The sequence below is a fragment of the Halococcus sp. PRR34 genome (assembly GCF_028617175.1).
GTDB classification, from domain to species: domain Archaea; phylum Halobacteriota; class Halobacteria; order Halobacteriales; family Halococcaceae; genus Halococcus; species Halococcus salifodinae.
This window is the reverse complement of sequence record NZ_JAQJDA010000009.1, coordinates 134484-158362: the sequence shown is the minus strand read 5'-3', so window position 1 is coordinate 158362 and position 23879 is coordinate 134484. Positions and strand designations below refer to the sequence as shown.

The 23879-nt window shown below is 64.8% G+C and carries 19 protein-coding genes, 1 tRNA gene and 2 pseudogenes; 16 read left to right on the top strand and 6 right to left on the bottom strand.

What is annotated here, in order from left to right; genetic code table 11:
* Window positions 1-339, top strand: a 339-nt coding sequence (locus PHA81_RS12690) for a hypothetical protein (protein ID WP_273836980.1), incomplete at its 5' end; no start/stop codon positions are given.
* Between the two features lie 57 nt (window positions 340-396).
* Here PHA81_RS12690 and guaB read toward each other — a convergent pair.
* Window positions 397-1881, bottom strand: a complete 1485-nt coding sequence (gene guaB, locus PHA81_RS12685) for an IMP dehydrogenase (RefSeq protein ID WP_273836979.1) — start codon at window positions 1879-1881, stop codon at window positions 397-399.
* A 152-nt stretch (window positions 1882-2033) separates the two neighbouring features.
* Here guaB and PHA81_RS12680 point away from each other — a divergent pair, with 152 nt between their 5' ends.
* From PHA81_RS12680 to PHA81_RS12670, 3 genes are read left to right on the top strand one after another with little or no spacing between them, the layout of a single operon-like run.
* Complete coding sequence (locus tag PHA81_RS12680; protein WP_005043174.1) at window positions 2034-2246, top strand: hypothetical protein; 213 nt, start codon at window positions 2034-2036, stop codon at window positions 2244-2246.
* Complete coding sequence (locus PHA81_RS12675) at window positions 2243-3211, top strand: DUF5794 domain-containing protein (RefSeq protein ID WP_005043172.1); 969 nt, start codon at window positions 2243-2245, stop codon at window positions 3209-3211. Before PHA81_RS12680 ends, PHA81_RS12675 begins: the two co-directional genes overlap by 4 nt.
* Window positions 3212-3243: 32 nt before the next feature.
* Window positions 3244-3477 (top strand): DUF5795 family protein, encoded by a 234-nt coding sequence (locus tag PHA81_RS12670; protein ID WP_005043170.1) that lies wholly within the window; start codon window positions 3244-3246, stop codon window positions 3475-3477.
* 50 nt (window positions 3478-3527) lie between these two features.
* On the opposite strand, the gene PHA81_RS12665 is transcribed toward PHA81_RS12670, so the two are convergent.
* Entirely contained in the window at window positions 3528-3956 is a 429-nt protein-coding gene (locus PHA81_RS12665; protein ID WP_005043169.1) for a GNAT family N-acetyltransferase, read from the bottom strand.
* Window positions 3957-4136: 180 nt separating this feature from the next.
* Between PHA81_RS12665 and PHA81_RS12660 the strand changes: the two genes are divergently transcribed.
* The 3 genes and pseudogenes from PHA81_RS12660 (at window position 4137) to PHA81_RS12650 (ending at window position 7291) form a co-directional block, all read left to right on the top strand.
* Window positions 4137-4315, top strand: a tRNA-Trp gene (locus tag PHA81_RS12660).
* A 438-nt stretch (window positions 4316-4753) separates the two neighbouring features.
* Window positions 4754-5388 (top strand): annotated as a pseudogene (locus PHA81_RS12655) (IS6 family transposase).
* Between the two features lie 67 nt (window positions 5389-5455).
* Window positions 5456-7291: a carbon starvation CstA family protein gene (locus PHA81_RS12650; protein ID WP_049910085.1), complete on the top strand. Its 1836-nt coding sequence runs from the start codon at window positions 5456-5458 to the stop codon at window positions 7289-7291.
* A 41-nt stretch (window positions 7292-7332) separates the two neighbouring features.
* On the opposite strand, the gene PHA81_RS12645 is transcribed toward PHA81_RS12650, so the two are convergent.
* On the bottom strand, window positions 7333-8478 hold the full coding sequence (locus PHA81_RS12645) for an inorganic phosphate transporter (protein WP_049910084.1): 1146 nt from the start codon (window positions 8476-8478) through the stop codon (window positions 7333-7335).
* Between the two features lie 270 nt (window positions 8479-8748).
* Here PHA81_RS12645 and hisI point away from each other — a divergent pair, with 270 nt between their 5' ends.
* Window positions 8749-9132 (top strand): phosphoribosyl-AMP cyclohydrolase, encoded by a 384-nt coding sequence (hisI, locus tag PHA81_RS12640; protein WP_005043166.1) that lies wholly within the window; start codon window positions 8749-8751, stop codon window positions 9130-9132.
* Window positions 9125-10258 (top strand): hypothetical protein, encoded by a 1134-nt coding sequence (locus tag PHA81_RS12635; RefSeq protein ID WP_005043165.1) that lies wholly within the window; start codon window positions 9125-9127, stop codon window positions 10256-10258. The genes hisI and PHA81_RS12635 overlap by 8 nt, the downstream gene beginning before the upstream one ends.
* A 38-nt stretch (window positions 10259-10296) precedes the next feature.
* Here PHA81_RS12635 and glmM read toward each other — a convergent pair whose 3' ends face one another.
* From glmM to gyrB, 3 genes are all read right to left on the bottom strand, one after another.
* Window positions 10297-11661, bottom strand: a complete 1365-nt coding sequence (gene glmM / locus PHA81_RS12630) for a phosphoglucosamine mutase (RefSeq protein WP_005043163.1) — start codon at window positions 11659-11661, stop codon at window positions 10297-10299.
* Window positions 11662-12118: 457 nt separating this feature from the next.
* The gene (gyrA, locus tag PHA81_RS12625; RefSeq protein WP_005043162.1) at window positions 12119-14563 is read right to left on the bottom strand and encodes a DNA gyrase subunit A; all 2445 of its coding nucleotides are present in this window, start codon (window positions 14561-14563) and stop codon (window positions 12119-12121) included.
* A 349-nt stretch (window positions 14564-14912) separates the two neighbouring features.
* A complete protein-coding gene (gene gyrB, locus PHA81_RS12620; RefSeq protein WP_005043159.1) occupies window positions 14913-16841 on the bottom strand; it encodes a DNA topoisomerase (ATP-hydrolyzing) subunit B in 1929 nt (642 codons plus the stop codon).
* Between the two features lie 299 nt (window positions 16842-17140).
* Here gyrB and PHA81_RS12615 point away from each other — a divergent pair, with 299 nt between their 5' ends.
* The 7 genes and pseudogenes from PHA81_RS12615 (at window position 17141) to PHA81_RS12585 (ending at window position 23831) form a co-directional block, all read left to right on the top strand.
* Window positions 17141-19534 (top strand): DNA topoisomerase VI subunit B, encoded by a 2394-nt coding sequence (locus PHA81_RS12615; protein ID WP_005043157.1) that lies wholly within the window; start codon window positions 17141-17143, stop codon window positions 19532-19534.
* Window positions 19535-19556: 22 nt separating this feature from the next.
* A complete protein-coding gene (locus PHA81_RS12610; RefSeq protein WP_273836977.1) occupies window positions 19557-20660 on the top strand; it encodes a DNA topoisomerase IV subunit A in 1104 nt (367 codons plus the stop codon).
* 70 nt (window positions 20661-20730) lie between these two features.
* Entirely contained in the window at window positions 20731-21009 is a 279-nt protein-coding gene (locus PHA81_RS12605) for a DUF433 domain-containing protein (protein ID WP_273836976.1), read from the top strand.
* 3 nt (window positions 21010-21012) lie between these two features.
* A complete protein-coding gene (locus PHA81_RS12600; protein ID WP_005043154.1) occupies window positions 21013-21354 on the top strand; it encodes a DUF5615 family PIN-like protein in 342 nt (113 codons plus the stop codon).
* 2 nt (window positions 21355-21356) lie between these two features.
* A pseudogene (locus tag PHA81_RS12595) lies at window positions 21357-21494 on the top strand (DNA topoisomerase VI); the annotation flags it as partial.
* Window positions 21495-21775: 281 nt separating this feature from the next.
* Window positions 21776-23299: a hypothetical protein gene (locus PHA81_RS12590; RefSeq protein WP_005043152.1), complete on the top strand. Its 1524-nt coding sequence runs from the start codon at window positions 21776-21778 to the stop codon at window positions 23297-23299.
* Window positions 23300-23306: 7 nt separating this feature from the next.
* Complete coding sequence (locus PHA81_RS12585) at window positions 23307-23831, top strand: GrpB family protein (RefSeq protein ID WP_005043151.1); 525 nt, start codon at window positions 23307-23309, stop codon at window positions 23829-23831.
* Window positions 23832-23879 lie beyond the last annotated feature (48 nt).

The window sequence follows — 23879 nt, the reverse complement described above, 5'->3', positions numbered from 1 at the left end:
CTCACAAGAAGATACGCTGTACTGTTTCGGTCACAGTCACTGGAGGTGAAGTCTAAACGGTCTTGCGACGCGACCAACCAATTTGACCCTTCCTTACTCGATGATCTTGACGAAGCAGTAGACCAGTTCACAGTCGCCTGCTATGAGCAGATATTCAGTCATGCTGATGGAGTCGAATTTTCTGTGGATGAATATGATAGTCATATGGGGATTGAGAACGCTATATATGAGACGTTCGTGCTCTCTGAAGACGTCTACAACGCAGTAGAGAACCTAGAGACGTTAGCTGATAGGATCGACAATATTCAGACAGACGTTATCACAACTAGTTTCTCCTGATCCGTATGCAAATACCGATTTGTAAACTGTGATATTACGACAGTTTCGGCTGGGACGTTAGCTATCGGGACTGTAGTTCGGCGCTTCGTCGGTAATCACCACGTCGTGGGCGTGGCCCTCGGTCTGACCAGCCGACGAAACCCGGACGAACTCCGCGCGGCGCTTGAACTCGGGGATGGTTCCCGCGCCGACGTAGCCCATCCCGCTTTTCATCCCGCCGACGAGCTGGAAGAGCTCGCTCTCGACGCTGCCCTTGTACGGCGTCGCGGCCTCGACGCCCTCGGGGACGAAGTCCTCGTCCTCGTCGGCGTCTTTCAGGTATCGATCGCCGCCGCCGGACTGCATCGCGCCGACCGAGCCCATCCCGCGGTACTGCTTGTAGCGCTTGCCGTTCATCGTGACCACGCGACCGGGCGCTTCGTCGGTCCCGGCGAAATATGACCCGAGCATGACGGCGTCCGCACCCGCCGCGATCGCCTTGATCGCGTCGCCCGAGTAGCGGATACCGCCGTCGGCGATGACCGGTATATCGTGCTGGCTGGCGACGTCGGCGACCTGCGCGACCGCGGTGATCTGGGGCATCCCCGATCCCGTGACGACCCGGGTGGTGCAGATCGAACCGGGACCGATGCCGACCTTGATCCCGTCGGCGAACTCGACGAGCTCCTGGGCGGCCTCGCGAGTACCCACATTTCCGACTACGACGTCGGCCTCGACGCCGGCGGCGAGTTCGCGCGCGCTGTCGATCACGTTGCGATTGTGCGCGTGCGCGCAGTCGATGAACAGCACGTCGGCGTTGACCTCGTCGACCGCGGCGGCGCGGTCCTGCTCGAAAGGACCGACGGCGACCCCGACTCGCAGACGACCATCGGCGTCGCGCGCGGCGGTGTCGTACTCGCGGCGCTGGAGGATCCCCTGCATCGTCACGAGGCCAGTCAGACGATCCTCGGTGTCGACGACCGGAACGCGCTCGATCTTGTGTTCGTACATGAGTTCGAGCGCGTCGCGCGCGTCGACGTCCTGGGGTGCGGTGATGACCTCGTCGGTCATCGCCTCGCGAACCTCGTCACGGTCGCCGACCTCGAGGTACGGCCGGATGTCGGTCCCGGAGATGATCCCCAGCACCTCGCCGTCGTCGTCGACGACCGGCGCACCGCTCACGCCTTCCTCGTCCATCATCTCGTCGACCGCTCTGACAGTCTGATCGGGGCTCGCGGTCACGACCTCGCGGATGATGAGTTCGTCGGCGCGCTTGACGCGCTCGACTTCGTCGACGACTTCATCGATGTCCATGTTGCGGTGGAGCACGCCGAGCCCGCCCCGACGCGCCATCGCGATCGCGAGCGCGCTCTCGGTGACGGTGTCCATCGCGGCCGAGAGGACTGGGACTGTGAGTTCGACCGACGTCGAGACGCGCGTGGCCGTGTCGGCGTCGTCGGGCTCGACGCGACTCTCCTTCGGCCGGAGCAACACGTCGTCGAACGTCAGCGCTTCCGGAACGCGGAGTTTCTCGGAGAAAGGTTCTGCTCTGTCGCTTACCATGTAAACGGTCACCGTCCCGGCATGAAAAACGTTGCGAGACCGGGAGTCCCATTCGGTCCGTTCACGACGGAATGTGACGCGTGACTCGACCACCAGAGTCGTGTGGCCACGGCTCACGGAACGTTTATTCCCGTCTCTCGGCACGTTCCGGTATGGACGTCGCCAGTCCACTCACCGCGCGTAGCGCCAATCAGTCGACTCTCGACCTCGCGGACGGCACACTCTTTACACTCGCGCGCAAATTTATCGCTCTGGCGACGATTCCGGTCGGCAAAGCGTGGCAGCCGTGGATGGCTGCCAGCAGTTCCGACTCACACCATCCGTCCAACCCCTCAGCCATGGGAGACGGCCAGCCTGCCCCGTGAGCCACTCCCAACACCCGGTCGCACTCGGGCTCGAGCGTCGCGTCGGCGGCGCAGCCCGCCTGCTGGCGACCGTGATGGCGCTCCCGCTCGTCGACGGGATCTTCCCCGCGCTGGTGCTCGCCGGGGCGCTCGACGGCCCGCTGGGCATCCTGGAAGTCGGTCTCCTCGTGTTCGGTGGCAGCGCGACCGTCGCCGTGATCCTCGCCGAGATGGACGGCACGTGGCGCGCACAGGTCCGGACGACGCTCGGAGTCGGCGTCGTCGTGATCGCCCTCGCCGCGATCGAGTCCGCGCTCGCACCCACGATCGCGAGCCTGCTCGACCTCGCGATCTTCGAGCGGTTCGCGGCGGTGGTCATCCTCGCAGTCGCCGCCAAGACCGCGAGCGCGCGCGTCGGCGAGTATCTCCCACGTCCGGCGGTCATCATCGGGCTCGGGGCGCTCGCCAGTCTCGATCCCGCCGGCGCACGGCTCGTCTTGGTTCCTGACCCGACGTTGGTACTCAAGGGAACGCTCGCCGCCAGCGTTGGCGTGGCGTTCGCGCTCGGGGTCGCGGTCTGCGGGCCGTGGCTCCGGACCGCGGTCGACGTCGATCGGTTCCGGTTCGGTAGCGCGGTTGCGCTCGGCGTGCTCGCGCTCTCGGTGCTTGGACTCGTTCCGGACGACGCACCGCTCGCGCTCTCGGTGCTCGTGGTCACGGCGCTGCTCGCGTTCGATCCCGACAAGAGCGACGACGCTGAGACGGCGAGTCTGAACGGAGCGGACAGGAACGAAGCCCTCGGATCCGATCGAGCAAGCGGCACGATGGCCGACGGTGGCGAGTCGAGCGAAACGAGGCGAGTCTCGTCGGACTCGCTTCGCTCGTCCGACGGTGGCGACGCAGCCACCGATGCCACCGACCCCGACACCGCGACGGACGCGAGTACCGACACCGACGTGGGTTCCGACCGCGCGCCCTGGCTGTAAAGGTTTAGGGCCGTCGCCCCCCGCGTCTTGGTATGGCCGACAACCGCGTCGTCGAAGGGCGGATGGTCACGCCGAAAGCGCTCGCCGAACTCATCGAGGACGACGACGTGATGGACGCCGAACCCATCACCGACGCCGACCGCGAGTGTCCCGACTGTGGGGGCAACGTCCTCGAAGTCGGCTACATGCCTCAAATCACCGAGTTCGTCACCGGCCGGAAATGCCAGGACTGCGGGTGGAAAGAAACCGACGCGGACGAGGACTGACACGGACGAGGACTGACGCGAGTGAGCCGTCAACGACCGTTTTTGCGACACTACTGTGCGTGCGATGACTCGGATTCGGTCGGCAAAGTGAGGTCCATCCCGACGAGCTCGGGCGCACAGGTCGCGAAGTCGAACCCTTCGTAGAACCCCGGCTCGCTCGCGATCAGATTGATGAACGCCGACGGTGGTGCGTTCGCTTCGAGCCACGACACGAGTTCATTCATAATGCGGCTTCCGAGACCGCGGCCCTGGTGGTCCGGCGTGACGGCGATATCGACGATCTGAAAGACCGTCGCGCCGTCGCCGACGATGCGCCCCATCCCCACGAGGTCGCCGTCCGCACGGATCGTCACCGCTGTGCACTCGTTGCCGATCCCCGCTGCCGCGGCATCGAGTGATCGTTCGCGCATTCCTGCCGCCGATCGGAGTCGGACGAACTCGCGCGGCGTCGGTGGTTCCATGGCGATGTCGTACTCCATACGAAGCGCTCGACGGATGAGTGGATAAACGGCTCGGCGTCGTTCGAGGGGTGGGTCCGAGGACGACCGGACCGACCGCGGCGTGTCCGCTCGGTTTTGCCCGGTCGGGCCCGGCTGCGACGACCGATATCGACGCGAGACCGAAATCGGTTTACCCACGACGCCACTGGATTCGCTCGCGGGGTCGTGGCCAAGCCAGGTATGGCGACTGACTCCAGAGGCACCGCGCCCGGTGACGAGACTCCAGACTGATATACAGAGCGGGTGGCTGATCACCGCCCGCCGTGACGACCCTCTGGAGGACCGAGGCGCGCACCGGAGATATCAGTCGATCGGGGGTTCAAATCCCTCCGACCCCATAATTTCTGCGACGAGCGGACGCGAGGAGCGAAATCTGTACGTCGGTGGATTTGAACCAGGGAGTGAAGTGAGCGCAGCGAGCGAAATGACCGTGGTTCAAATCCCTCCGACCCCACTCCTCCTACGGCTGGTCGGTTTTCGACGAATGGAAAAACGAGGTAGGCACACCAAGACGAGCAAAAGCGAGTGACGATCCTCAAATCAAGTGGCGACCTGCCACCGCCGTCACCGCTTTTCCACCCACGCTGTATTGCTCTCCTCGGCCGTGTAACCGAGTCCCAACGCACACCTGAACCGTCGGAGGGTATTCGATATGGTGGTCATAACGTCTGACGCATGTCACACATTGACAGTATCTGTAATAAGCTTTGTCCTGCTGGGAGAGGTAGTGTTCAGATACGGCTGAACAGTGCGGCGCGGTGTGATTTCAGTGATCCATGCGGAAATCCACCGGCCTCGACGGTTGTTTGGACGAAATACAGTTGGATGTTGTGGAGCGAGAAGCAACGCCGCGGCTGTTGATGAAGCTGAGTATTCAGTTGCATCTCGCCGGCCTTTCGCTTTCGAATACTGTCTCGATTCTCGATGTGTTCGGCGTTAGTCGCGCTCGATCCACGATCCATAACTGGGTTCACAAGGCGGAGTTACAGCCAGAGTCCGGCAAGACGCCGGATCACGTCGCGGTCGACGAGACCGTGATCCGACTCGACGACGAGCGCTACTGGCTGTACGCTGCGGTTGATCCCGAGTCGAACGAACTGCTGCACACGAAGCTTGAAACGACCAGAAACACCGCTCTCGCTCATGGCTTCTTCGCCGAACTCCGTCAGAAGCACCACGTCGACGACGCCACGTTTCTCATCGACGGCGCAACACCGCTACACGAAGCCGGCCGCCGCCACGGCCTCGATTTCCGCGACGAACAGCATGGAAATCGTAACGCCGTCGAACGTGTCTTTGTGAGGGAAAACGACGCACCGCCTCGTTCTCGAACTGTTTCAGTCACGCCGATCCAGCAACTGCCGACGAGTGGTTGCGATCGTTCGCCGTCGCATGGAATCTGCGTATCTGAACACTACCGTCGGATCAAGGAACAACGTTTAATACAGTCTTTTCGCTATATACTGGGAGAGTTCACCATGGTACAAGCTATCTGGCTCGTCGCGTTCGTACTGACCACCTTCACCGTCGCGTACCTCGGCTACTCGCGCTACCTCGCGCAGTTCGTCGAGATCGACGATGAGAACGAGACACCGGCTCACAAGTACAACGATGGCCAAGAGTACGTCCCTTCGTCGAAGCCCGTACTTCTCGGTCATCACTACTCCTCGATCGCGGGCGGTGCACCAATCGTCGGCCCCATCACCGCGGGGGTCGTCTGGGGCTGGGTGCCCGCGTTCCTCTGGGTCGCGATCGGCAATCCCCTCTTCGGCTCGGTTCACGACTTCATGGCGCTCTCGTCCAGTATGCGCCACGAGGGCAAATCGATCGGCTACATCATCGGCCAATACGTCGGCGAGCGCGGCAAGGACATGATCCTCTGGTTCGCCTTCCTCACGATCATCCTCGTGGTCGCGGTGTTCGCGCTCGTGGTTTCGGTGGTTTTCAACGCCTACCCCCAGGCCGCCACGGCGAGTCTCATCTACATCGCGCTCGCGCTGACGTTCGGGGTGTACCTCTACCAGCTCGACCTGCCGTTCCTGCCGGGAACCGTGGCGTTCGTCGCCGCGGTCTTCGCGGGGATCTGGGTCGGTCTCCAGTTCCCGTTCGCGCTCGTTCCTGGCGACTATCCCGCAGGAACGATCGTGCTGCTCTCGTCGACCCCGCTCCCCCCGGTGCTCGACAGCGCCAACATCGCCATGTGGATCCCTGTCGTGATGATCTATGGATTCATCGCGAGCGTGCTCCCGGTCTGGATCCTGCTCCAGCCCCGGGACTTCCTCACCTCCAGCCTGCTCTACGCCGGCGTCGGGGGCGTGCTGCTCGCGGTGATCCTCGGGACGGTGCTAGGCGTCGGGAACACTCTCGAAATCGAGCTCCCCGCCTACGCGGGCTTCTGGGGCGGCGCGCTCGTCGATACGCGATTGCCCCTGTTCCCCTTACTGTTCGTGACGATCGCCTGTGGGACCATCAGCGGCTTTCACTCGCTCGTCTCCTCGGGGACGACGGCGAAACAGCTCGATAAGGAGTCCGACGCCCGTACCATCGGTTATGGTGGGATGCTCGGCGAGGGGCTTCTGGCGACGGTCGCGCTGATCTGCGTCTCGGTGTACGCGACCGCACCGGCGAGCGGCGGAATCGCGCTCGCGCTGCCGAACTTCGCGACCGGGGGCGGCGAGATCCTCAACGCCACCTCGGGCGCGCTCGGAGTCGCCATCCCCCAGACCGCCGCGGCGGCGTTCATGGGTCTCGTGCTCGTGAGTTTCCTTCTGACGAGCACCGATACCGCGGTGCGGCTCGGTCGATACATGCTCGAAGAGATCGTCGGGACGCCCGAGACGAGCACGCAGAAGGTCGCCACGAACCGCTACGTGACCTCGGCACTCCAGGTGATCCCGGCCTACATCCTCGTCTCCAGTGGCCGGTGGGCCGACCTCTGGCCGCTGTTCGGGGGCGCGAACCAGACCCTCGCTGCACTCGCGCTGCTGGTGGCGACGGTCTGGCTCGCGAACTGGTCGGATTCGAAACAGTTGCTCTCGACCGGCCTGCCGATGGCCGCGATGTTCGTCGTCACCACTACGGCGCTGCTCTATCTCGCGCTCTATCAGAACCTCTATCAGAAGTTCATCCTCGGTCAATGGGGTGAAGCGGGGCCGACCCTGCTCGCGCAGGGGTCGACGGTGGTGCAGATAGTCATCGCGCTGGTCCTCGTCTGGCTCGCGCTGTCGCTCGCGTACATGGGCCTGACGAACATCCGAGCGGCTCGCGAGACCGGTACGGTTGCCGCCGACGGGGGTGAGCCGAGCGACGACTGACGATCGAACTCCGTCTCACTTTTTCGGCGACGCCGTTCGAACTACGCACCAGTCACTATCGCGAGCACCCGATAGAACCCGAAACCGACGGCGGTCGAACCGACGAGCGTCACCAGCCACGCGGCGACCGTCACCCCGATCTTCCGGCCGGACACGCCGGCCGATCCCACGACCAGGCCGCTGCCGATCACGCTCGAGATGATGATGTTGTTGAACGAGATCGGGATGCCGAGCGCGATCGCTGCCTGGGCAATGATGAATCCAGGGATCAGTGCGGCGATCGATCGCCGAACGCCGAGCTGGGAGTACTCTCGCGAGACTGCCTGCAACAGCCGTGGTGATCCCATCCACGCCCCGAGAAGGATCCCGGTCGCACCGAGGCCAAGCAGGAGGATACTTGGCGTGCCAAGCGAGTCGAACAGGGGTTCGAGCGGGCCGGTGGCGAGCCCGACCTGGCTCCCGCCGCTCGAAAACGCCACGATCGCGCCGAGTCCGATCAGGAACTTCCTGATGCCGGCATCGACCGATGAGCGCATCTCGCGGCGGAGCGCGAGAAAGACGAGCGCACCGAAGGCGAGACTCGCGACAACTCCGACGAGATCGTACGACCCGACGAGATCGATGCCGCCACCCACCCGCCGCGAGACGAACCCCGCAAGCGTCCCCTGGCCGTCCGGACCGGGAAAGATCGCCAGTCGAACGTTGGCGAGAATGACGCCGACGATGCCCGCGAGCGCTGGGACGCCGATCTCGTCGGGAACGTCCTCACGTCGCAGCAGCGTCGCGGTCCCATAGGCGATCGACGCGGAGACGAACGGGACCGCGATCCAGAAAGTTCCGAGACGTTGGTACGTTCCAAAGGCGGGGTCACCCCCGAGGCCCAGCCCTGCCCCGACGATCGCGCCGGTCGTGGCGAACGCCGCCGGGATCGGGTATCCTGTACGGACGCCGACCGCGATGAACGCCGCCGCGGTGAGGAGGCCGGCGGCGGCCGCAAGCGGCGTGATCGAGACACCGTTGATGAGGTCCTGACCCACCGTCTCGGAGATACTTCCTCCCTGAGCGATCGCACCGAGCGCGGCGAACACGCCGATGAAGAAGGCCGCACGCATCGTCGGGAGCGCGTTCGCCCCCACCGCCGGGGCAAAGGGCGGCGAGTTCGACGATGCGCCGAGCGCCCACGCCATCCCGAGACTCGCGATCACCGCCACGACCACCACGAGCAGTGGTGCGGAGGTCTGCAAGACGGGGACGAACACCACTACCGCTCACCTCGGTGGCGATCGTCGTCGAACGGCGCGACCAACCGATCATCGCACAGTCGTTCCATGATTGTGAACAATATGCATGCTGAACGAAAGAACTGTCGCTTGCGGCTGGCGACCGATCGACGCAATCGCTGTCGCTCTCGGCGTTCGACACAAAAAGCCTATGCACGCGAGGCGGCCATCTCCTCTATGAGCCGGACGGATTCGGCCGCCGCCCCCGAACTCGATTTCGGTGCGAGCGGGTTGGTGCCGGTCGTTGCCCAGGACAGCGACAGCCGCGAGATCCTGATGCTGGCCTACGCCTCCCCCGAAGCGGTCGAACGCACCCGCGAGACCGGGCTGGCCCACTACTACTCGCGCAGCCGCGAGGAGCTCTGGCAGAAAGGCGCGACCAGCGGTCACGTCCAGAACGTCACGGAAGTGCGGGTCGACTGCGACGGCGACGCGCTGCTCTACCTCGTCGAACAGGAGGGTGGAGCCTGTCACACCGGCCACCGGAGCTGTTTCTACCGCACGCTCGACGGCGAGAACGTCGGCGACCGCGTCTTCGATCCCGACGCCGTCTATGAGTGAGAGTGTCGCCGAGTCCGACGACGTGGTCGCCGATCTCGAAGCCGCCCACACGGCCTACGAGGAGGTCGTCGACCGCATCGCCGATCACGGCGAGAGCGACGTTCGGGCGGTCGCGGCGGCCCACGACCGGGCGACGACGCTGCTTGATCGGTACGACGGACGCGCCACCGGAACGGGCGACTTCGAGGCGTTCATCGAGTTCGAGGAGGCCTACGAGTCGTTCGTCGACGACCTCACCGACGATCTCCCACACCGCGACGCGTTCGAGACGACCGCCGAGCGCTTCGACAAACGCCGACTCTCCGAGAGCGATTTCGCTGCCGCTCGCGAGACGCTCGCGCCCGCTGGCGATCTCGCCGGCCTCCTCGTCGAGCGCGACACACGGGCCACGGCGTACCGCGACGCCCGCCGGGCGGTCGACGACCGGCTTGCCGAGCTCGACGACCGTCTCGACGAACTGGAACGCATCCGTAAACTCGGCGACGCCGATCTCGACGCGCCCGTGGCCGACCTCCGCGACCCGATCGCCGCGTACGACGAGCGCGTCGCCGATGCGTTCGCGACGTTCGAGCGCGAGGCGAGCGCACGCGAGTTCCTCGACCTGATCGCCACGACCGAACGGTATCCCCTCGTGGCGTTCCCCTCGCCGCCCACGGAACTCCGTGAGTACGTCGAAGCCACCTCTGTTGGAGCTGAACCCGTCCCGACGCTGATCGAGTACGCCGATTACTCCCGCTCGAAGCTCTCTCACTACGTCGACGATCCACAGGAGCTCAAGCGCCACGTCGCCGTCCACCGAAGCTACCTCGAACGCCTCGACAGCGATCCGCTCGAAATCGGCTGGCCGCCGCCGTCCGCCGACGAACTCCGATGGCAGGCCCGCGAGCTCGTCTCCGTCGTCGGCCGGTTCGCGTCCGAGGAAGCAGTCGCGTCGCTCCGTGAGGTGCGCGCGCTCGCCAGCGAGGATCGGTACGAGCGCCTCCGCAACGCTGCGCGGGCACGCGCCGACCTCACGGCCGACGAGCGCGAGAAACTGTCGAGCGGCGCGATAGAGCGCGAACGCGATCGGGTTCGAACCGAGCGCGATCGGCTCGTCGCGGCGCTCGACGAGCATCAACCGCTCTGATCGCAGGTCGCACGAAACTCCGAGAAGGGAACCGAACGCTATGCGTCGGCTAGCGCGGCTTCGAGCGTCGTTTCGAGATCGTCGGCGAGATCGCGAGCGCGATCGGCCTCACGCGCCTCGGCGTAGATCCGCACGACGGGCTCGGTGCCGCTCTCGCGGGCGAGCACCCACGCGTCACCGAAGTCGAGTCGGTAGCCGTCGGTCGTATCGAGATCGCCCGAACTCGCTTCGGCGTGGCGCGCAACCGCGGCGAGCAACGCCTCGCGTCCGGCGTCCGACCCGTAGTCGACCGTGGTCCGGACGTTGTGGTAGTCGCCGACGTCGGCGACGACCTCGCTCGCCGGTCGTTCGGCGATGAGTTCGAGGAATCGGGCGGCGGTGTACGCGCCGTCGCGTGCGAGTCGGTAGTTCGGGAAGAGCACGCCGCCGTTGCCTTCCCCCGCGACTGGCACTGACGCGCCCTCGCTTTCGAGTTCGCGCACCCGCGAGATGATCCGTGTGCTCCCGACCGGGGTGCGTTCGAGCGTTGCACCCGCCTGCTCGGCGATGTCGACGAGGCGCTGTGAGGCCGTGACCGCCGAGACGGTCGTCGCGTCGCCGTCGAGTACGCCGGCGGCGAGCACCGCGAACGTGGCGTCGCCCTCGATGTACTCGCCGCGTTCGTCGAAGAAGATCGCCCGGTCGGCGTCGCCGTCGTGGGCGATCCCCACGTCGGCGTCGGCGGCGCGCACCAATCCGCCGAGATCGGTGAGGTTCTCGGGCACTGGCTCGGGGTCTCGCCCGGGAAAGTGGCTGTCCGCCTGAGCGTTCACCGTGACGACCGAACAGCCGAGCTCGCGGAAAATCTCCGGGCTTGTCAGCGCGCCAGCGCCGTGGCCCGGATCGAGCGCCACCGTCAGGTCCGCGTCAGCGATCCGATCGCGGTCGACCGCGTCCACGACCTCCTCGACGTACGCCTCGCGGACACCCTCGACCGACCGCGCGTCGCCGGTTTCGTCCCACCGTGCGCGGGCGCATCCGTCCTCGTCGAGCGCCGTTTCGATCCGCTCTAACTCCGCGACCGGGAGTTCGATCCCGTCCGCGCCGATCAGCTTGATCCCGTTGTACTCGGGTGGGTTGTGCGAGGCGGTGATCATCACCGCCGGCACGCTCTCGCGTTCAGCGTACAGCTGGACGCCCGGCGTCGGGAGCTCACCCAGCCGGTCGACGTCACAGCCGACGCTCTGGAGTCCGCTGACGACCGCGTTCGCGAACATCCCACCGGTCGCGCGCGTATCACGGCCCACCGCGACCCGTTCGCCGCCCACGACCGTGCCGACCGCCATCCCCACCCGGAGGCAAAACCTCGGCGTCACCGTCTCGTTCGCCACTCCACGGATACCACTCGACCCGAACAGTTCCATTCGGTCGACGCTCCGAACCCGAGTCACAAATCGCTTCCGGACCCCACCTTTTGCTGTCGTTCGGAAGGCGCGGAGCGCCTTCCGTGATGACGAGACGCCGAAGGCGTCTCGAACCACGCTCGTTCGCTCCCTTCGGTCGCTCACTCGCTGGCAAAATGTGGATCAAAAGCCAGCGTCACCCCACTCGCTACGCTCGGGGGTTCCTCGGCCCGCTCGCTCACTCCGTTCGCTCGCGGTTCGATCACTAGCGACTACCGCAACCGCCCCGCTCCGCACAGCTCCGTCGAAGCCCTCGGCGCGCGCTCACTCCGTTCGCTGCTCGCTTCGCTCGCGCGCCTCGCCCTTCATCCGCCAGGTACCGCAACCGTCCCACAAATCCTTCGAGTCAGCAGTCGCTCACACCACTTGCCGAAACACGGAAAATCGCCGCTTCACGGATCGAGAAATCGTCAAGCGGTCAGTCGCTGTTCGGGAGAACGTCCACGCAGGCCACGTGATCGCCGGCTTCGAGGTCCATTACCGTCACGCCCATCGTGTTCCGACCCACGGTCGAGATGTCGCCGACCCTGGTCCGCATGATCTGGCCACCCTCGCTCATCACGACGAGGTCGTCGTCGGCGGTGGCGGCTTCGACCGTGCAGACCCGACCGTTGCGATCGTTGGTCTTGATGTCCTTCAGCCCCTTGCCGTAGCGCGACTGGGTGCGGTACTCGCCCATCGGTGTACGTTTACCGTACCCGTTCTCGGTGACGGTCAGCAGGTCGGCGTCGTCGCCCGCGGCGACCAGGCCGGCGACTGCGTCGCCTTCGGTGAGTTTGATCCCGTTGACGCCACGCGCGCTCCGGCCCATCTCTCTGGCCTCTTCCTTCGGGAATCGGATCGCCATTCCCCGTTGGGTGGCGATCAGGAGATCGCCATCGTCGTCGGTGACTTCGACGTCGATGAGTTCGTCATCCTCCTCCAGCCGGGTGGCGATCAGCCCGTTGGAGTGGATGTTCTCGAAGTCCGTCGCGCAGGTGCGCTTCACGTACCCCTCGCGCGTGACCATCGTGAGGCACTCCTCTTCACCGAGGTCATCTGTCGCCACTACTGCGGTGATATCCTCGCCGTCCTCCAAGTCGACGAGGTTGATGGCCGATTTCCCGCGGGCGGTCCGGCCCATCTCGGGCACCTCGTAGACCTTCAGGCGATAGACGTACCCCTGATTGGTGAACGCGAGCAGGTAGTCGTGGGTGTTCGCCCGGAACACCGCCGAGACGCGATCGCCGTCTTTGAGTTTCGTCCCGATGATCCCCTTCCCGCCCCGGCCTTGGGCGTCGAATTCGCTTGCGGGCATCCGCTTGATGTAGTCGTTCTCGGTCATCACCACGATGACCTCCTCGTCGGGGATGAGGTCCTCGCGCGTGACAGTCCCATAATCCTCCACGATCCGCGTTCGGCGGCCGTCGGCGTACTCTGCTCTGACCTCGCGGAGTTCCTCCGTGATGACCCGGTCGAGCTCGGCGTCGCTACCGAGAATGGTTTCGAGGCGCTCGATCTCGGCCTCCACAGCCGCGTGTTCGTCCTCGATCTCCTCGGCTTCGAGCGCGGTCAGGCTGCCGAGCTGCATCCGGACGACGTGGTCCGCCTGGCGTTCGGAGAAGTCGTAGGCCTCGCGGAGCGCCGCCTTCGCCGCGTCGCGGTCTTCGGCGTCCCGGATGCGCTCGACGACGTCCTCGGCGTGTTCGAGTGCGGTCAGTCGTCCCTTCAGAATATGCGCGCGCTCCTCAGCCTCGTTGAGGTCGTGTTCGGAGCGCCGCCGGACGACCTCACGGCGGTGTTCGAGGTAGTGCGAGAGGAGTTCCTTCAGATCGAGCACCTGTGGCTCGCCGTCGACCAGCGCGAGGTTAATCACCCCAAAGGTCTTTTCGAGGCAGTGTTCGAGCAGCTGGTTCTCGACCACATCCGTTAGCGCGCCCCGCTTGAGATCGACCGCGATCCGGATGCCGTCCCGGTCGGACTCGTCCCGGAGATCCGAGACTCCTTCGAGCGTGCCGTCGTTGACGAGATCGGCGATGTGCTCGACGAGTTTGGCCTTGTTCTGCTGGTAGGGAAGTTCGGTGATGACGATCCGCTCGCGGTCCCCCATCTCCTCGATCTCGTAGCTCGCGCGCATCCGGACTCGCCCGCGACCGGTGGTGTACGCCGAGTGGATCGGCTCGCGTCCGACGATCTCCGCACCCGTCGGGAAGTCCGGGCCCTTGACGTACTCCATTAGGTCCTCGACTCCACAGTTCGGGTTCTCGATGAGGTGGATCGTGGCGTCGATCACTTCTCCCAAATTGTGTGGCGGGACGTTCGTGCTCATCCCGACGGCGATGCCCGACGAGCCGTTCACGAGGAGGTTCGGGTACGCCGAGGGGAGGACCGCCGGTTCTTCGAGGCGGTCGTCGTAGTTCGCCTGGAAGTCGACGGTGTCCTTGCCGAGATCCGCGAGCAGTTCCTCCGAAATCGGGCTCATCCGGGCCTCGGTGTACCGCATCGCGGCGGGCGGGTCGCCGTCGACGCTCCCGAAGTTACCCTGGCCGTCGACGAGCGGCGCGCGCATCGAGAAGTCCTGGGCCATCCGGGCGAGCGCGTCGTAGATCGCGCTGTCGCCGTGAGGGTGATAATCGCCCATCGTGTCGCCCACGACGGAGGAGGACTTTCGGTGGCCGGAGCCGCTGGTGACGCCCTCCTCGTGCATCGCGTAGAGGATGCGCCGGTGGACGGGTTTGAGGCCGTCGCGGACGTCGGGCAGCGCGCGGCCGGCGATGACGCTCATCGCGTAGTCGATGTACGACTGTTCCATCTCGTCCTCGATCCGGACGGCCTCGATGTCTGCGGCTGCGTCCGGATCGGGTTGGGGAATGTCTGAGCTCATGATTCAGTTTTCAGGGGGAGTTTCGAAACGACTGTTCGCGGCGACCAGCCGCTGCGGCGGTGCGGTTGCGGGGCTGTCCTGGTGGATGAAGGGCGAGGCGCGTGAACGAGCGAAGCGACTGAGTAGCGACCGTAGGGAGCGCGCGCCGAGGGCTTCGGCGGTGCTGTGCGGAGCGGAGCGGTTGCAGTAGTCGCTAGTGATCCCACCGCGAGCGACCGCAGGGAGCGAGCGGGCCGAGGAACCCCCGAGCGTAGCGAGTGGGGTGACGCTGGCTTTTGATCCACATTTTGCCAGCGAAGGAGCGAGCGCCAGCGAGCGACTGAGTGCAGCAAAAGGTGGGGGTGCATCGTTAGATATCCACCCAGTCGGCGTCGGTCGCGTGGCTCTTGATGAACTCCCGGCGTGGTTCGACGGAATCGCCCATCAGCACCGAGAACATCTTGTCGGCGGCGGCGGCGTCCTCCAGCGTGATCTGCTTCAGGATGCGGTTTTCGGGGTTCATCGTGGTCTCCCAGAGCTGATCGGGGTTCATCTCGCCGAGGCCCTTGAACCGCTGGACCTGATCCGGGCTCCCGCCACAGATCTCCTCGACGATCCGGTCGCGCTCGGCCTCGGTCATCGCGTCGTACGTCTCGCCGCCGTTCCGCACCCGGTAGAGCGGGGGTTGGGCGGCGTAGACGTAGCCGGCCTCGATCAACGGCGTGAGGTAGCGATAGAGCAGGGTGAGGTAGAGTGTCCTGATGTGTGCGCCGTCGACGTCGGCGTCGGTCATGATGACGATCTTCTGATAACGCACGTCCTCGATGTCGAACTCCTCACCGACGCCCGCACCGATCGCGGTGATGAGGTTCCGGATCTTGTCGTTTTCGAGAATCCGGTCTAACCTGTGCTTCTCGACGTTGAGTACCTTGCCAAAGAGTGGGAGAATCGCCTGGAACTCCCGATCACGACCCTGTTTTGCGCTGCCGCCCGCCGAGTCGCCCTCGACGATGAACAGTTCGGCCTCCTCGGGCTCGCGGGTCTGACAGTCGGCGAGCTTTCCAGGGAGGGCAGTGGATTCGAGCGCCGACTTTCGCCTGGTGAGCTCCTCCGCCTTTTTCGCCGCCCGGCGGGCCTTCGCGGCCTCGACAGCCTTGCCGATGGCGGCCTTCGCGGTGTCGGGGTGTTCCTCGAAGTAGGTGTCGAGATGTTCGTGGACCGCGCTCTCGACGATCCCGCGTACTTCGCCGTTACCGAGCTTGGTCTTGGTCTGGCCCTCGAACTGCGGATCGGGATGTTTGACCGAGATGACGGCAGTAAGCCCCTCGCGGATGTCGCTCCCCTTCAAATTCTCGCCGTCGAGTGGTCTGAGGAGACCGTTCTCGCCGGCGTAGTCGTTGACGACCCGCGTGAGCGCGGTCTTGAACCCGGTGAGGTGAGTACCTCCTTCACGGGTGTTGATGTTGTTGGCGAAGGCGTGGATCGACCCCTGGAGTTCGTCGGTGGTCTGCATCGCGACCTCGACGGCGACCTCGCCGTCGTCGACCGTGGCGGCGTCCTCGAAGTAGATGACGTCCTCGTGGAGCGCGCTTTTCGACTCGTTGAGATAGACCACGAACTCCCGGATCCCGCCGTCGTATCGGAACCGTTCGCGCGAGCCGTCGCGCTCGTCGTGGAGCTCGATCTCGACCCCGGAGTTGAGGAAGGCGAGCTCGCGCAGGCGATTGGCGAGCGTCGAGGCGTCGAACGACGTGGTGGAGAAGATGGCGTCGTCCGGCCAGAACTGGAGTTCGGTGCCGGTCTCTTCGTCGGGTTCGAGGTCACGGACGCGCTCGATCTCGCCCTCAGGTGCGCCGTGATCGAAACGCTGCTTCCAGACCGCACCGTCGCGTTTCACCGTCACCTCGACCCACTTCGAGAGCGCGTTCACCACCGAGACCCCGACGCCGTGGAGGCCCCCGGAGACCTGATAGGACTCCTTGTCGAACTTCCCGCCGGCGTGGAGCACGGTCATGATGACTTCGAGGGCGGATTTGCCGTCCTCGTGCTCGTCGACCGGGATACCACGACCGTCGTCGGTGACGCTGACCGAGGGGTCCTCGTCGTCGTGGATCGTGACCTCGATCGAGTCGCAGTGGCCAGCGAGCGCCTCGTCGATGGCGTTGTCGACCACCTCGTAGACCAGATGATGGAGACCGCGAGCGTCGGTCGAGCCGATGTACATCGCCGGGCGTTTCCTGACGGCCTGGAGCCCTTCGAGTACCTGAATCTGTCCGGCTCCGTACTCGTCGTGAGACATTGAATCTACCGTCGATAGGCTACCGGGAACAATAAAACCCTCGCACGCGCGCGAGCGCGCATGTCGCCGCAGTCGGTCGGTTTTCCGTAGTCGTTGGCGTGGTGTGGTGTCCTCTCGGATCGCTGTTCGTTCCGCAAACGTATAAGCGAACAGAGAGGCGTCGTCGGTGTCGTCACGAACGATTTCGTGCTCCGTTTCGCTGGTAGTATTTCCGTCATCTCATCGGATCGAAACCGCTTCAGTTTCACTTTCGGGGAGCTATCGCGGGGTTTTACACCTCCCGGCCCGCAGAGCGGGCAATGCCCTCGCTCCAGTCGACGCTCGACGAGGAGGGGGTCGCCGCCGAGCTCGCGGAGGGCCAGCGTGCGATCTCTATCGCCGAGTTCTTCGAGAAGAACAAGCACATGCTCGGGTTCGACAGCGGAGCCCGAGGACTCGTTACTGCGGTGAAGGAAGCCGTCGACAACGCTCTCGACGCCGCCGAGGAGGCCGGCCATCTCCCCGACATCTACATCGAGATCGAGGAGGTCGGCGACTACTACCGGCTGGTGGTCGAGGACAACGGTCCCGGGATCACCGCCGACGAACTCCCGAAGGTGTTCGGCAAACTCCTCTATGGTTCCCGGTTCCACAAGCGCGAGCAGGCCCGGGGCCAACAGGGGATCGGCATCTCGGCGGCGGTGCTCTACTCCCAGCTCACCAGCGGCAAGCCAGCGAAGATCACGAGTCGGACGCAGGGCAGCCAGGACGCCAAGTACTTCGAACTCATCATCGACACCGACACCAACGAGCCCGAGGTCTCGGTCGACGAGACGACGACGTGGGATCGGCCGCACGGCACCCGAATCGAACTCGAAATGGAGGCGAACATGCGCGCGCGCTCCCAACTCCGGGATTACGTGAAACACACCGCGGTCGTGAATCCCCATGCCCGGATCGAGCTCCGTGAGCCGAACGGCGAGTTCAAGGCCGAACGCGCGACCGACCAGCTCCCCGCCGAAACTGAAGAAATCCGCCCGCACCCCCACGGCGTGGAGCTCGGCACGCTGCTCAAGATGCTCGATTCGACCGACTCGTACAGCGTCTCCGGGTTCCTCCAGGGAGAGTTCACCCGTGTCGGGGCGAAGACCGCGACGAGCGTGATCGAGCGGTTCAACGACCATCACTACGGCCGCGAGATGGCGTGGCAAACCCCGAAATCCCACGACGACAGCGACATCGAAGCCGCCGTCACGGACGCGGTGTCGAACAAAGGCCGCGAGGCGACCGCTGCGTTCGCGGTGGCGGTCGCCGATCGGGTGGCCGAGTGCGAACGGCTCGCCCACCACGACATCGTGGAAATCGTTGCGAACGCGGCCGGCACCGCCGAAGCCGACACGGGGACCGTCTTCGGGGCCACAGTGCAGGAGAAGGCCGTCGGCGCAGCCTGGAACGCGGTCCGAACCAACCTGAACGCCGACCTCTACGCGCTGGTCGACGGCGCGACGAGCACGCGGAAAGACGATGCTGTCATCGAGTCGTTCGCCGAGCGCCTGGCGGCGAAGTTCGATACGGAAGACGAAGGCTGGAGCCGCGACCGCCTGACCCACGATACCCTCAGCGGATACGTCGATCGGGCCGCGGATATGACTGCCGAGCGCGACGACGTCTCCTTCGGCGAGACCGCCCGCGAGAACGTGGTCGACTCGATCTGGGAGGTCTGCAGCACCGTTCCGGACGACCCACCGAACGTACGAGCGGTCGCCGACGACCGCGACGTCGCGAGCGCGCTGCTCGACGCGATGCGCGAGACCGACATCATCGCGCCGCCGACGGGCTGTCTCTCACCCATTACGGCGGATCTCGTGCGGTCGGGGCTCGAAAAGGAGTTCGACGCCGATTTCTACGCGTCGGCAACGCGAGACGCCGGCGTCCATGGCGGCGATCCGTTCATCGTCGAGGCGGGGATCGCCTACGGCGGCGAACTCGCCGCGGAGGGCGGCGTCGAACTGCTGCGCTTTGCGAACCGTGTCCCGCTAGTCTATCAGCGCGGGGCGTGTGCGACCACCGACGTCCTGAAAGGGATCGGCTGGCGAAATTATGGACTGGACCAGCCGGGCGGCTCGGGCCTCCCCAACGGCCCCGCCGTCATCATGATCCACGTCGCCTCCACGAACGTCCCGTTCACGAGCGAATCGAAGGACGCGATCGCGAACGTCCCGGAGATCGAAGACGAGATCGAGCTCGCAGTCCGGGAGGCCGCCCGCGAGCTGAAGAGCTACCTCAACAAGCGCCAGTCGATGCAGCAACGCCGAGAGAAACAGGACGTGCTCTCGACGGTCCTGCCCGAAATGGCCGAAAAACTTGCTGACGTGACCGAGCGTGAGCAGTTGCAGATCGACGACTCGCTCGCGCGGATCATGAACAACGTCCTCGTCGAGCGCCACGTCGAGAACGGAACCGTGAAGCTCGTCGTCGAGAACCATTCGGGAACCAACGAGTCGCCTGACGTGACCGAGATCGTCTCGGCGGAACCGTCGGCAGTTTCGGACGGCGCACGCGTGGTCGAGATGGACGGCGAGTGGTTCATCAAGTGGTCGCCGGAGGTCAAAAGCGATGACGAGAGCGTCCTCGAATACGAGATCGACGGCGACGCGAGTTTCGACCTCGACGTTACCGGCGTCGAGCGCGAGAAATTCACGAACAACGCCTGAACACACCGATACCACCACTTCCATGAGCACCGAAACCCCACCCGAGATCGACGAGTCGGCGCGCGAACGGCTGATCGACCTCGCCGCCGACTTCTACGACCAGTTCGCCGCGGGCGAGATCCCCGAAATGGAGATCCCGACGCGAACGAAATCCAACATCGAGTACGACGAGGAGGGCGATGTCTGGGTGTACGGCGACCGCCAAAGCACTCGCAGCGCGAACTCGGTTCGCGGCGCGCGCAAGCTGCTGAAGGCGATCTACACCATCGACTTCCTCGCCGATCAGCTCGACGAAGACCGCTCGTCGACCCTGCGAGAGCTCTACTACCTCTCGGAAAGCTGGGACAACGAGGAGGCCCAGTTCAACGATCAAGACGAGTCGAACCAGCTGATCGAGGATTTGGAGATCGTCTCGGAGGTGACCCGCGAGGACTTCCATATGCGCCCGGAAGAGTCGGGTGCGAAGGTGATGGGGCCGCTACGGATCCGCGAGCAGACCAACCGCGGCGACCGCGAGATCCACTGTCAGGACGACGTCGGTCAGGGTGGCTACCAGATCCCGAACAACCCCGACACTATCGAGTTCCTCGACCACGACGCCGAGTTCGTCCTCTGTGTGGAGACCGGCGGGATGCGCGATCGACTCGTCGAGAACGGGTTCGACGAGGATTTCAACACCATTGTCGTCCACCTCGGCGGCCAACCTGCACGCGCGACCCGTCGGCTGACCAAACGTCTCCACGACGAACTCGATCTTCCCGTCGTGGTGTTCACTGACGGCGATCCATGGAGCTACCGCATTTATGGGTCGGTGGCCTACGGCTCGATCAAATCCGCCCACCTCTCGAACTATCTCGCCACGCCGGAGGCGCAGTTCATCGGGATCCAGCCCGAGGACATCGTGGAGTACGACTTGCCCACCGATCCGCTTGCGGATTCGGACGTGAACGCCCTCGAAAGCGAGCTCACCGACCCACGGTTCCAGACCGATTACTGGCGCGAGCAGATCGAACTCCAGCTCGACATCAACAAGAAGGCCGAACAGCAGTCCCTCGCCGCACGCGGGCTCGACTTCGTGACCGACACCTATCTGCCCGAGCGACTCGATGCGATGGGCGTGCTGTAAGTAGCGCTCGCTTTCGACGTGGCGCTACGGCGACCGGAAGCTTATGATTCGGGGACGACAATCACTACGTATGGCCACTATCGTGAAGACGGAGGGAGTGCTCGGTGGGAAGGCACGCCTCGACGGGCATCGAATAGCGGTCATCGATGTCGCCGAACGGGTTTTGGACCACGGCCAAGCGCCGGAGCACGTCGTCGACCAACTCGACATCACGCTTCCGGAGGTGTACTCAGCACTCGCGTACTACTACGAGAACATCGAAGAGATGAACGCCGTCCGCGAACGCCGGCGCGAACTCAACGAGACGTTGAAACGTGAGTCGAAGGCTCCCGAAACGGTAGAGCAGTAGCGGATGGACCCGCTTTCGTTTCGAGCCGACGAGCATGTCGACAGCGCGTTCGTCACCGCACTCAGGGCCGAAGGCTACGCTGTCTCGGCGGTGGACGAGGGCTACGAGCGCGGTATACTCGACGAGGAGCACCTCGTCGTGTGTCGGGAAACGGAACAGGTCATGCTCACAAACGACGATGACTTCGTCGAGTTGGCAGAGGACGTAGCACACGCCGGAATCATCCGATACACCGATCAGAGTCATTCTCCGGGCGAGTTCGTGCGGGCTATCAGACGTATCGACGCACACTTCTCGCCGGACGCAATGTACGACCACATCGAGTGGCTGGAACAGTGGCTCTGATCGACTACTGGCACGAGCAGATCGCACTCCAGCTCGACATCAACGAGAAGGCCGAACAGCAGTCCCTCGCCGCACGCGGGCTCGACTTCGTGACCGACACCTATCTGCCCGAGCGACTCGATGCGATGGGCGTGCTCTGACTGCGCGGCCGGCTTTACGGCTTCGCCCGCCGCACGATGGCCGAGTCACGACTACACCGTCCACACCCTCCCCAACCGACTCCTTCGCTCGGCGACCCTCGCTTCGTTCGCGCCACCTGTCGCTCAGTCATCCCTCGCACGATGTGTGCGTTCGGTGTTCGCTGTTGCTCACACCGAACGCGAGCGCGCGCCGGCCATGTTTGTCGAGCTGTCGAAACGGGCGACACCGACGATGGACGCCAGCCGCGGGGTTAAAGACGCTCGCTCGCACACGGCGAGGCATGTCAGGATCGGATCTCGCGGCACAGGTCGAGGACGTGCTCGCGGTCGATGCGAACGACTTCCGCAGCCGCGCCGAGGACGAAGCCGAGGTCATCAAGCGCGAACTCGACGCGGGAACGTTCGACAACCCCCAGGCGATCGTGGGGCTCGAATACGAGTTCTACGGCGTCAACCGCGAGACGAGCGAACTCGCGCGCGTTCCCCGTCGTCTGCTGGAGTTCATCGGGTTCGAGAAGGAACTCGGGCTTCACAACGCCGAGATGCGCACCAGTCCACAGCCGCTCAACTCACATGGGTTGGCGGCCCAGGAGGCGGAGGTGAGCGCCCGACTCCGGACTGCCCTCGACTGCGTGCGATCGTCGGGGCTCCGGCTCGTCAGCGACGGGATGTGGACGATTCCGCCCGAGGGCGAGCCCGCGGGCGAGTATCTCTCGCGAAGCGTCGAGGACCGTGGCGTCCGGATCGCCTCGAACATGAGCGATTCCGTCCGGTATCACGCGATGGCGAACACCGCGGGCGCGGACGCGGTCGGGATGAACCTCGACGCGCCCCACGTCTCGCTCTCGGCCAAAACCGTGATGCCCGAGAGCCTGATCACGTCGATCCAACCCCACTACCAGGTCTCACACGCCGCCGACCTCCCCGACTACTTCCGGTATGCACTCCGGATCGCGGGCCCGCTCCTCGCGCTCGGCGTCAACTCCCCGTTTTTCCCGCCGGAACTCTACGACGACGTGCCGGCCGAACGGATCGTCGAGGACGGCTGGATGAGCCACCGGATCCACGTCTTCGAGGCGATCTTGAACCCCAACAGCGGCACCGGGAAGGTCCGGTTCCCGCACGACCTCGACTCCACCGAACAGGCGGTGGATCGGATCGCGGCCGACGACACAATCGTCCCGATGCCGATCGAGGAGTCGAACCGCTTCGACGACGCGTTCGCCACCTTCCGGCAGAAACACGGCACCTACTGGCGGTGGGTGCGGCCGGTGTTCGAGGGATCGAGCAAGTCCTCGGCGAACGCCCGGATCGAGTTCCGCCCGATCGCGGGCCAGCCGACCGTGCGAGACACCATCGCGTTCCAGGCCGCCTTCGCGGGGCTGATGGAAAGCCTGACGCGCCGCGAACACCCGGTCGCGGGCCTCGACTGGCAGGCCGCCCACGAGAACTTCTACGCTGCGATGCACGACGGCCTCGACGCCGACCTGACGTGGGTGACGAACGACGGCCGCGAGACCACTGCCTACGACGAGATCTACACCGACATCTTCGATCACGCGAAGGACGGCCTCACCTCGCGCGGCCTCTCCGAGGACGAGGCCGCGAAGTACCTCTGGCCGCTCCGCCAGCGCGCCCGCCACGGGACGACGCCGGCGGACTGGAAACGCCACGAAGTCCGCCGCCGGCTCGACGACGGTGACGATCTCGCAGCGGCGATCCACGGGATGCAGCGTGCGTACATCGACCGCCAGACCGAGACCATCATCGGCGACAGCAGCTTCGCCGACTGGATCGCCGACTGAGTTGGCGATGACCGGGCTGGAACGTGGAACGGTCGCACTCGTCCCGCACGATCCCGGCTGGAAACGAGAGTACACGGCGGAAGTCGAACGCCTCGAACCGCTCGTCGACGAGCAGCTAATCGAGTTCGAACACGTCGGCAGCACCGCGATCGAGGGGCTGGCGGCGAAGCCGATCATCGACATGCTGGCGGTCGTCGAGGATCTCGACGGGGCGGCTGACCTCGTTCCGGTGCTCGAAACCCACGGCTACGAACACCGACCGAACGACGACGTGTCTGGCCGACTGTTCCTCGCGAAGGGACCCCGAACCGACCGCACACACTACCTCTCGGTCGTCGAACGCGAAAGCGATCGATACACCGAGCAGATCGCGTTCCGGAACTTCCTCCGATCCCACCCCGAAGTCGCGGCGGAGTACGAGGAACTGAAGCGGACGCTGGCCGACGCACATTCCGACGATCGGGACAGTTACACCGCGGCGAAAGCTGCGTTCATCGAGCGGGTCCTCGAACGAGCGACGGCCGAGCGGTAGCCCACCCGAACAACAGGCTTATTCGCGCGACGCGGCGATTCTCTACAA

Bases quoted from the DNA above. Each gene is read 5' to 3' on its own strand.
- PHA81_RS12605 (WP_273836976.1), top strand. From the start codon at position 20,731: ATGGCCACTATCGTGAAGACGGAGGGAGTGCTCGGTGGGAAGGCACGC.
- PHA81_RS12585 (WP_005043151.1), top strand. From the start codon at position 23,307: ATGACCGGGCTGGAACGTGGAACGGTCGCACTCGTCCCGCACGATCCC.
- guaB (WP_273836979.1), bottom strand. From the start codon at position 1,881: ATGGTAAGCGACAGAGCAGAACCTTTCTCCGAGAAACTCCGCGTTCCG.
- PHA81_RS12680 (WP_005043174.1), top strand. From the start codon at position 2,034: ATGGACGTCGCCAGTCCACTCACCGCGCGTAGCGCCAATCAGTCGACT.
- gyrB (WP_005043159.1), bottom strand. From the start codon at position 16,841: ATGTCTCACGACGAGTACGGAGCCGGACAGATTCAGGTACTCGAAGGG.
- PHA81_RS12645 (WP_049910084.1), bottom strand. From the start codon at position 8,478: ATGGCGTGGGCGCTCGGCGCATCGTCGAACTCGCCGCCCTTTGCCCCG.
- PHA81_RS12650 (WP_049910085.1), top strand. From the start codon at position 5,456: ATGGTACAAGCTATCTGGCTCGTCGCGTTCGTACTGACCACCTTCACC.
- PHA81_RS12590 (WP_005043152.1), top strand. From the start codon at position 21,776: ATGTCAGGATCGGATCTCGCGGCACAGGTCGAGGACGTGCTCGCGGTC.
- PHA81_RS12670 (WP_005043170.1), top strand. From the start codon at position 3,244: ATGGCCGACAACCGCGTCGTCGAAGGGCGGATGGTCACGCCGAAAGCG.
- PHA81_RS12600 (WP_005043154.1), top strand. From the start codon at position 21,013: ATGGACCCGCTTTCGTTTCGAGCCGACGAGCATGTCGACAGCGCGTTC.
- gyrA (WP_005043162.1), bottom strand. From the start codon at position 14,563: ATGAGCTCAGACATTCCCCAACCCGATCCGGACGCAGCCGCAGACATC.
- glmM (WP_005043163.1), bottom strand. From the start codon at position 11,661: ATGGAACTGTTCGGGTCGAGTGGTATCCGTGGAGTGGCGAACGAGACG.
- PHA81_RS12615 (WP_005043157.1), top strand. From the start codon at position 17,141: ATGCCCTCGCTCCAGTCGACGCTCGACGAGGAGGGGGTCGCCGCCGAG.
- PHA81_RS12610 (WP_273836977.1), top strand. From the start codon at position 19,557: ATGAGCACCGAAACCCCACCCGAGATCGACGAGTCGGCGCGCGAACGG.
- PHA81_RS12665 (WP_005043169.1), bottom strand. From the start codon at position 3,956: ATGGAGTACGACATCGCCATGGAACCACCGACGCCGCGCGAGTTCGTC.
- hisI (WP_005043166.1), top strand. From the start codon at position 8,749: ATGAGCCGGACGGATTCGGCCGCCGCCCCCGAACTCGATTTCGGTGCG.
- PHA81_RS12635 (WP_005043165.1), top strand. From the start codon at position 9,125: ATGAGTGAGAGTGTCGCCGAGTCCGACGACGTGGTCGCCGATCTCGAA.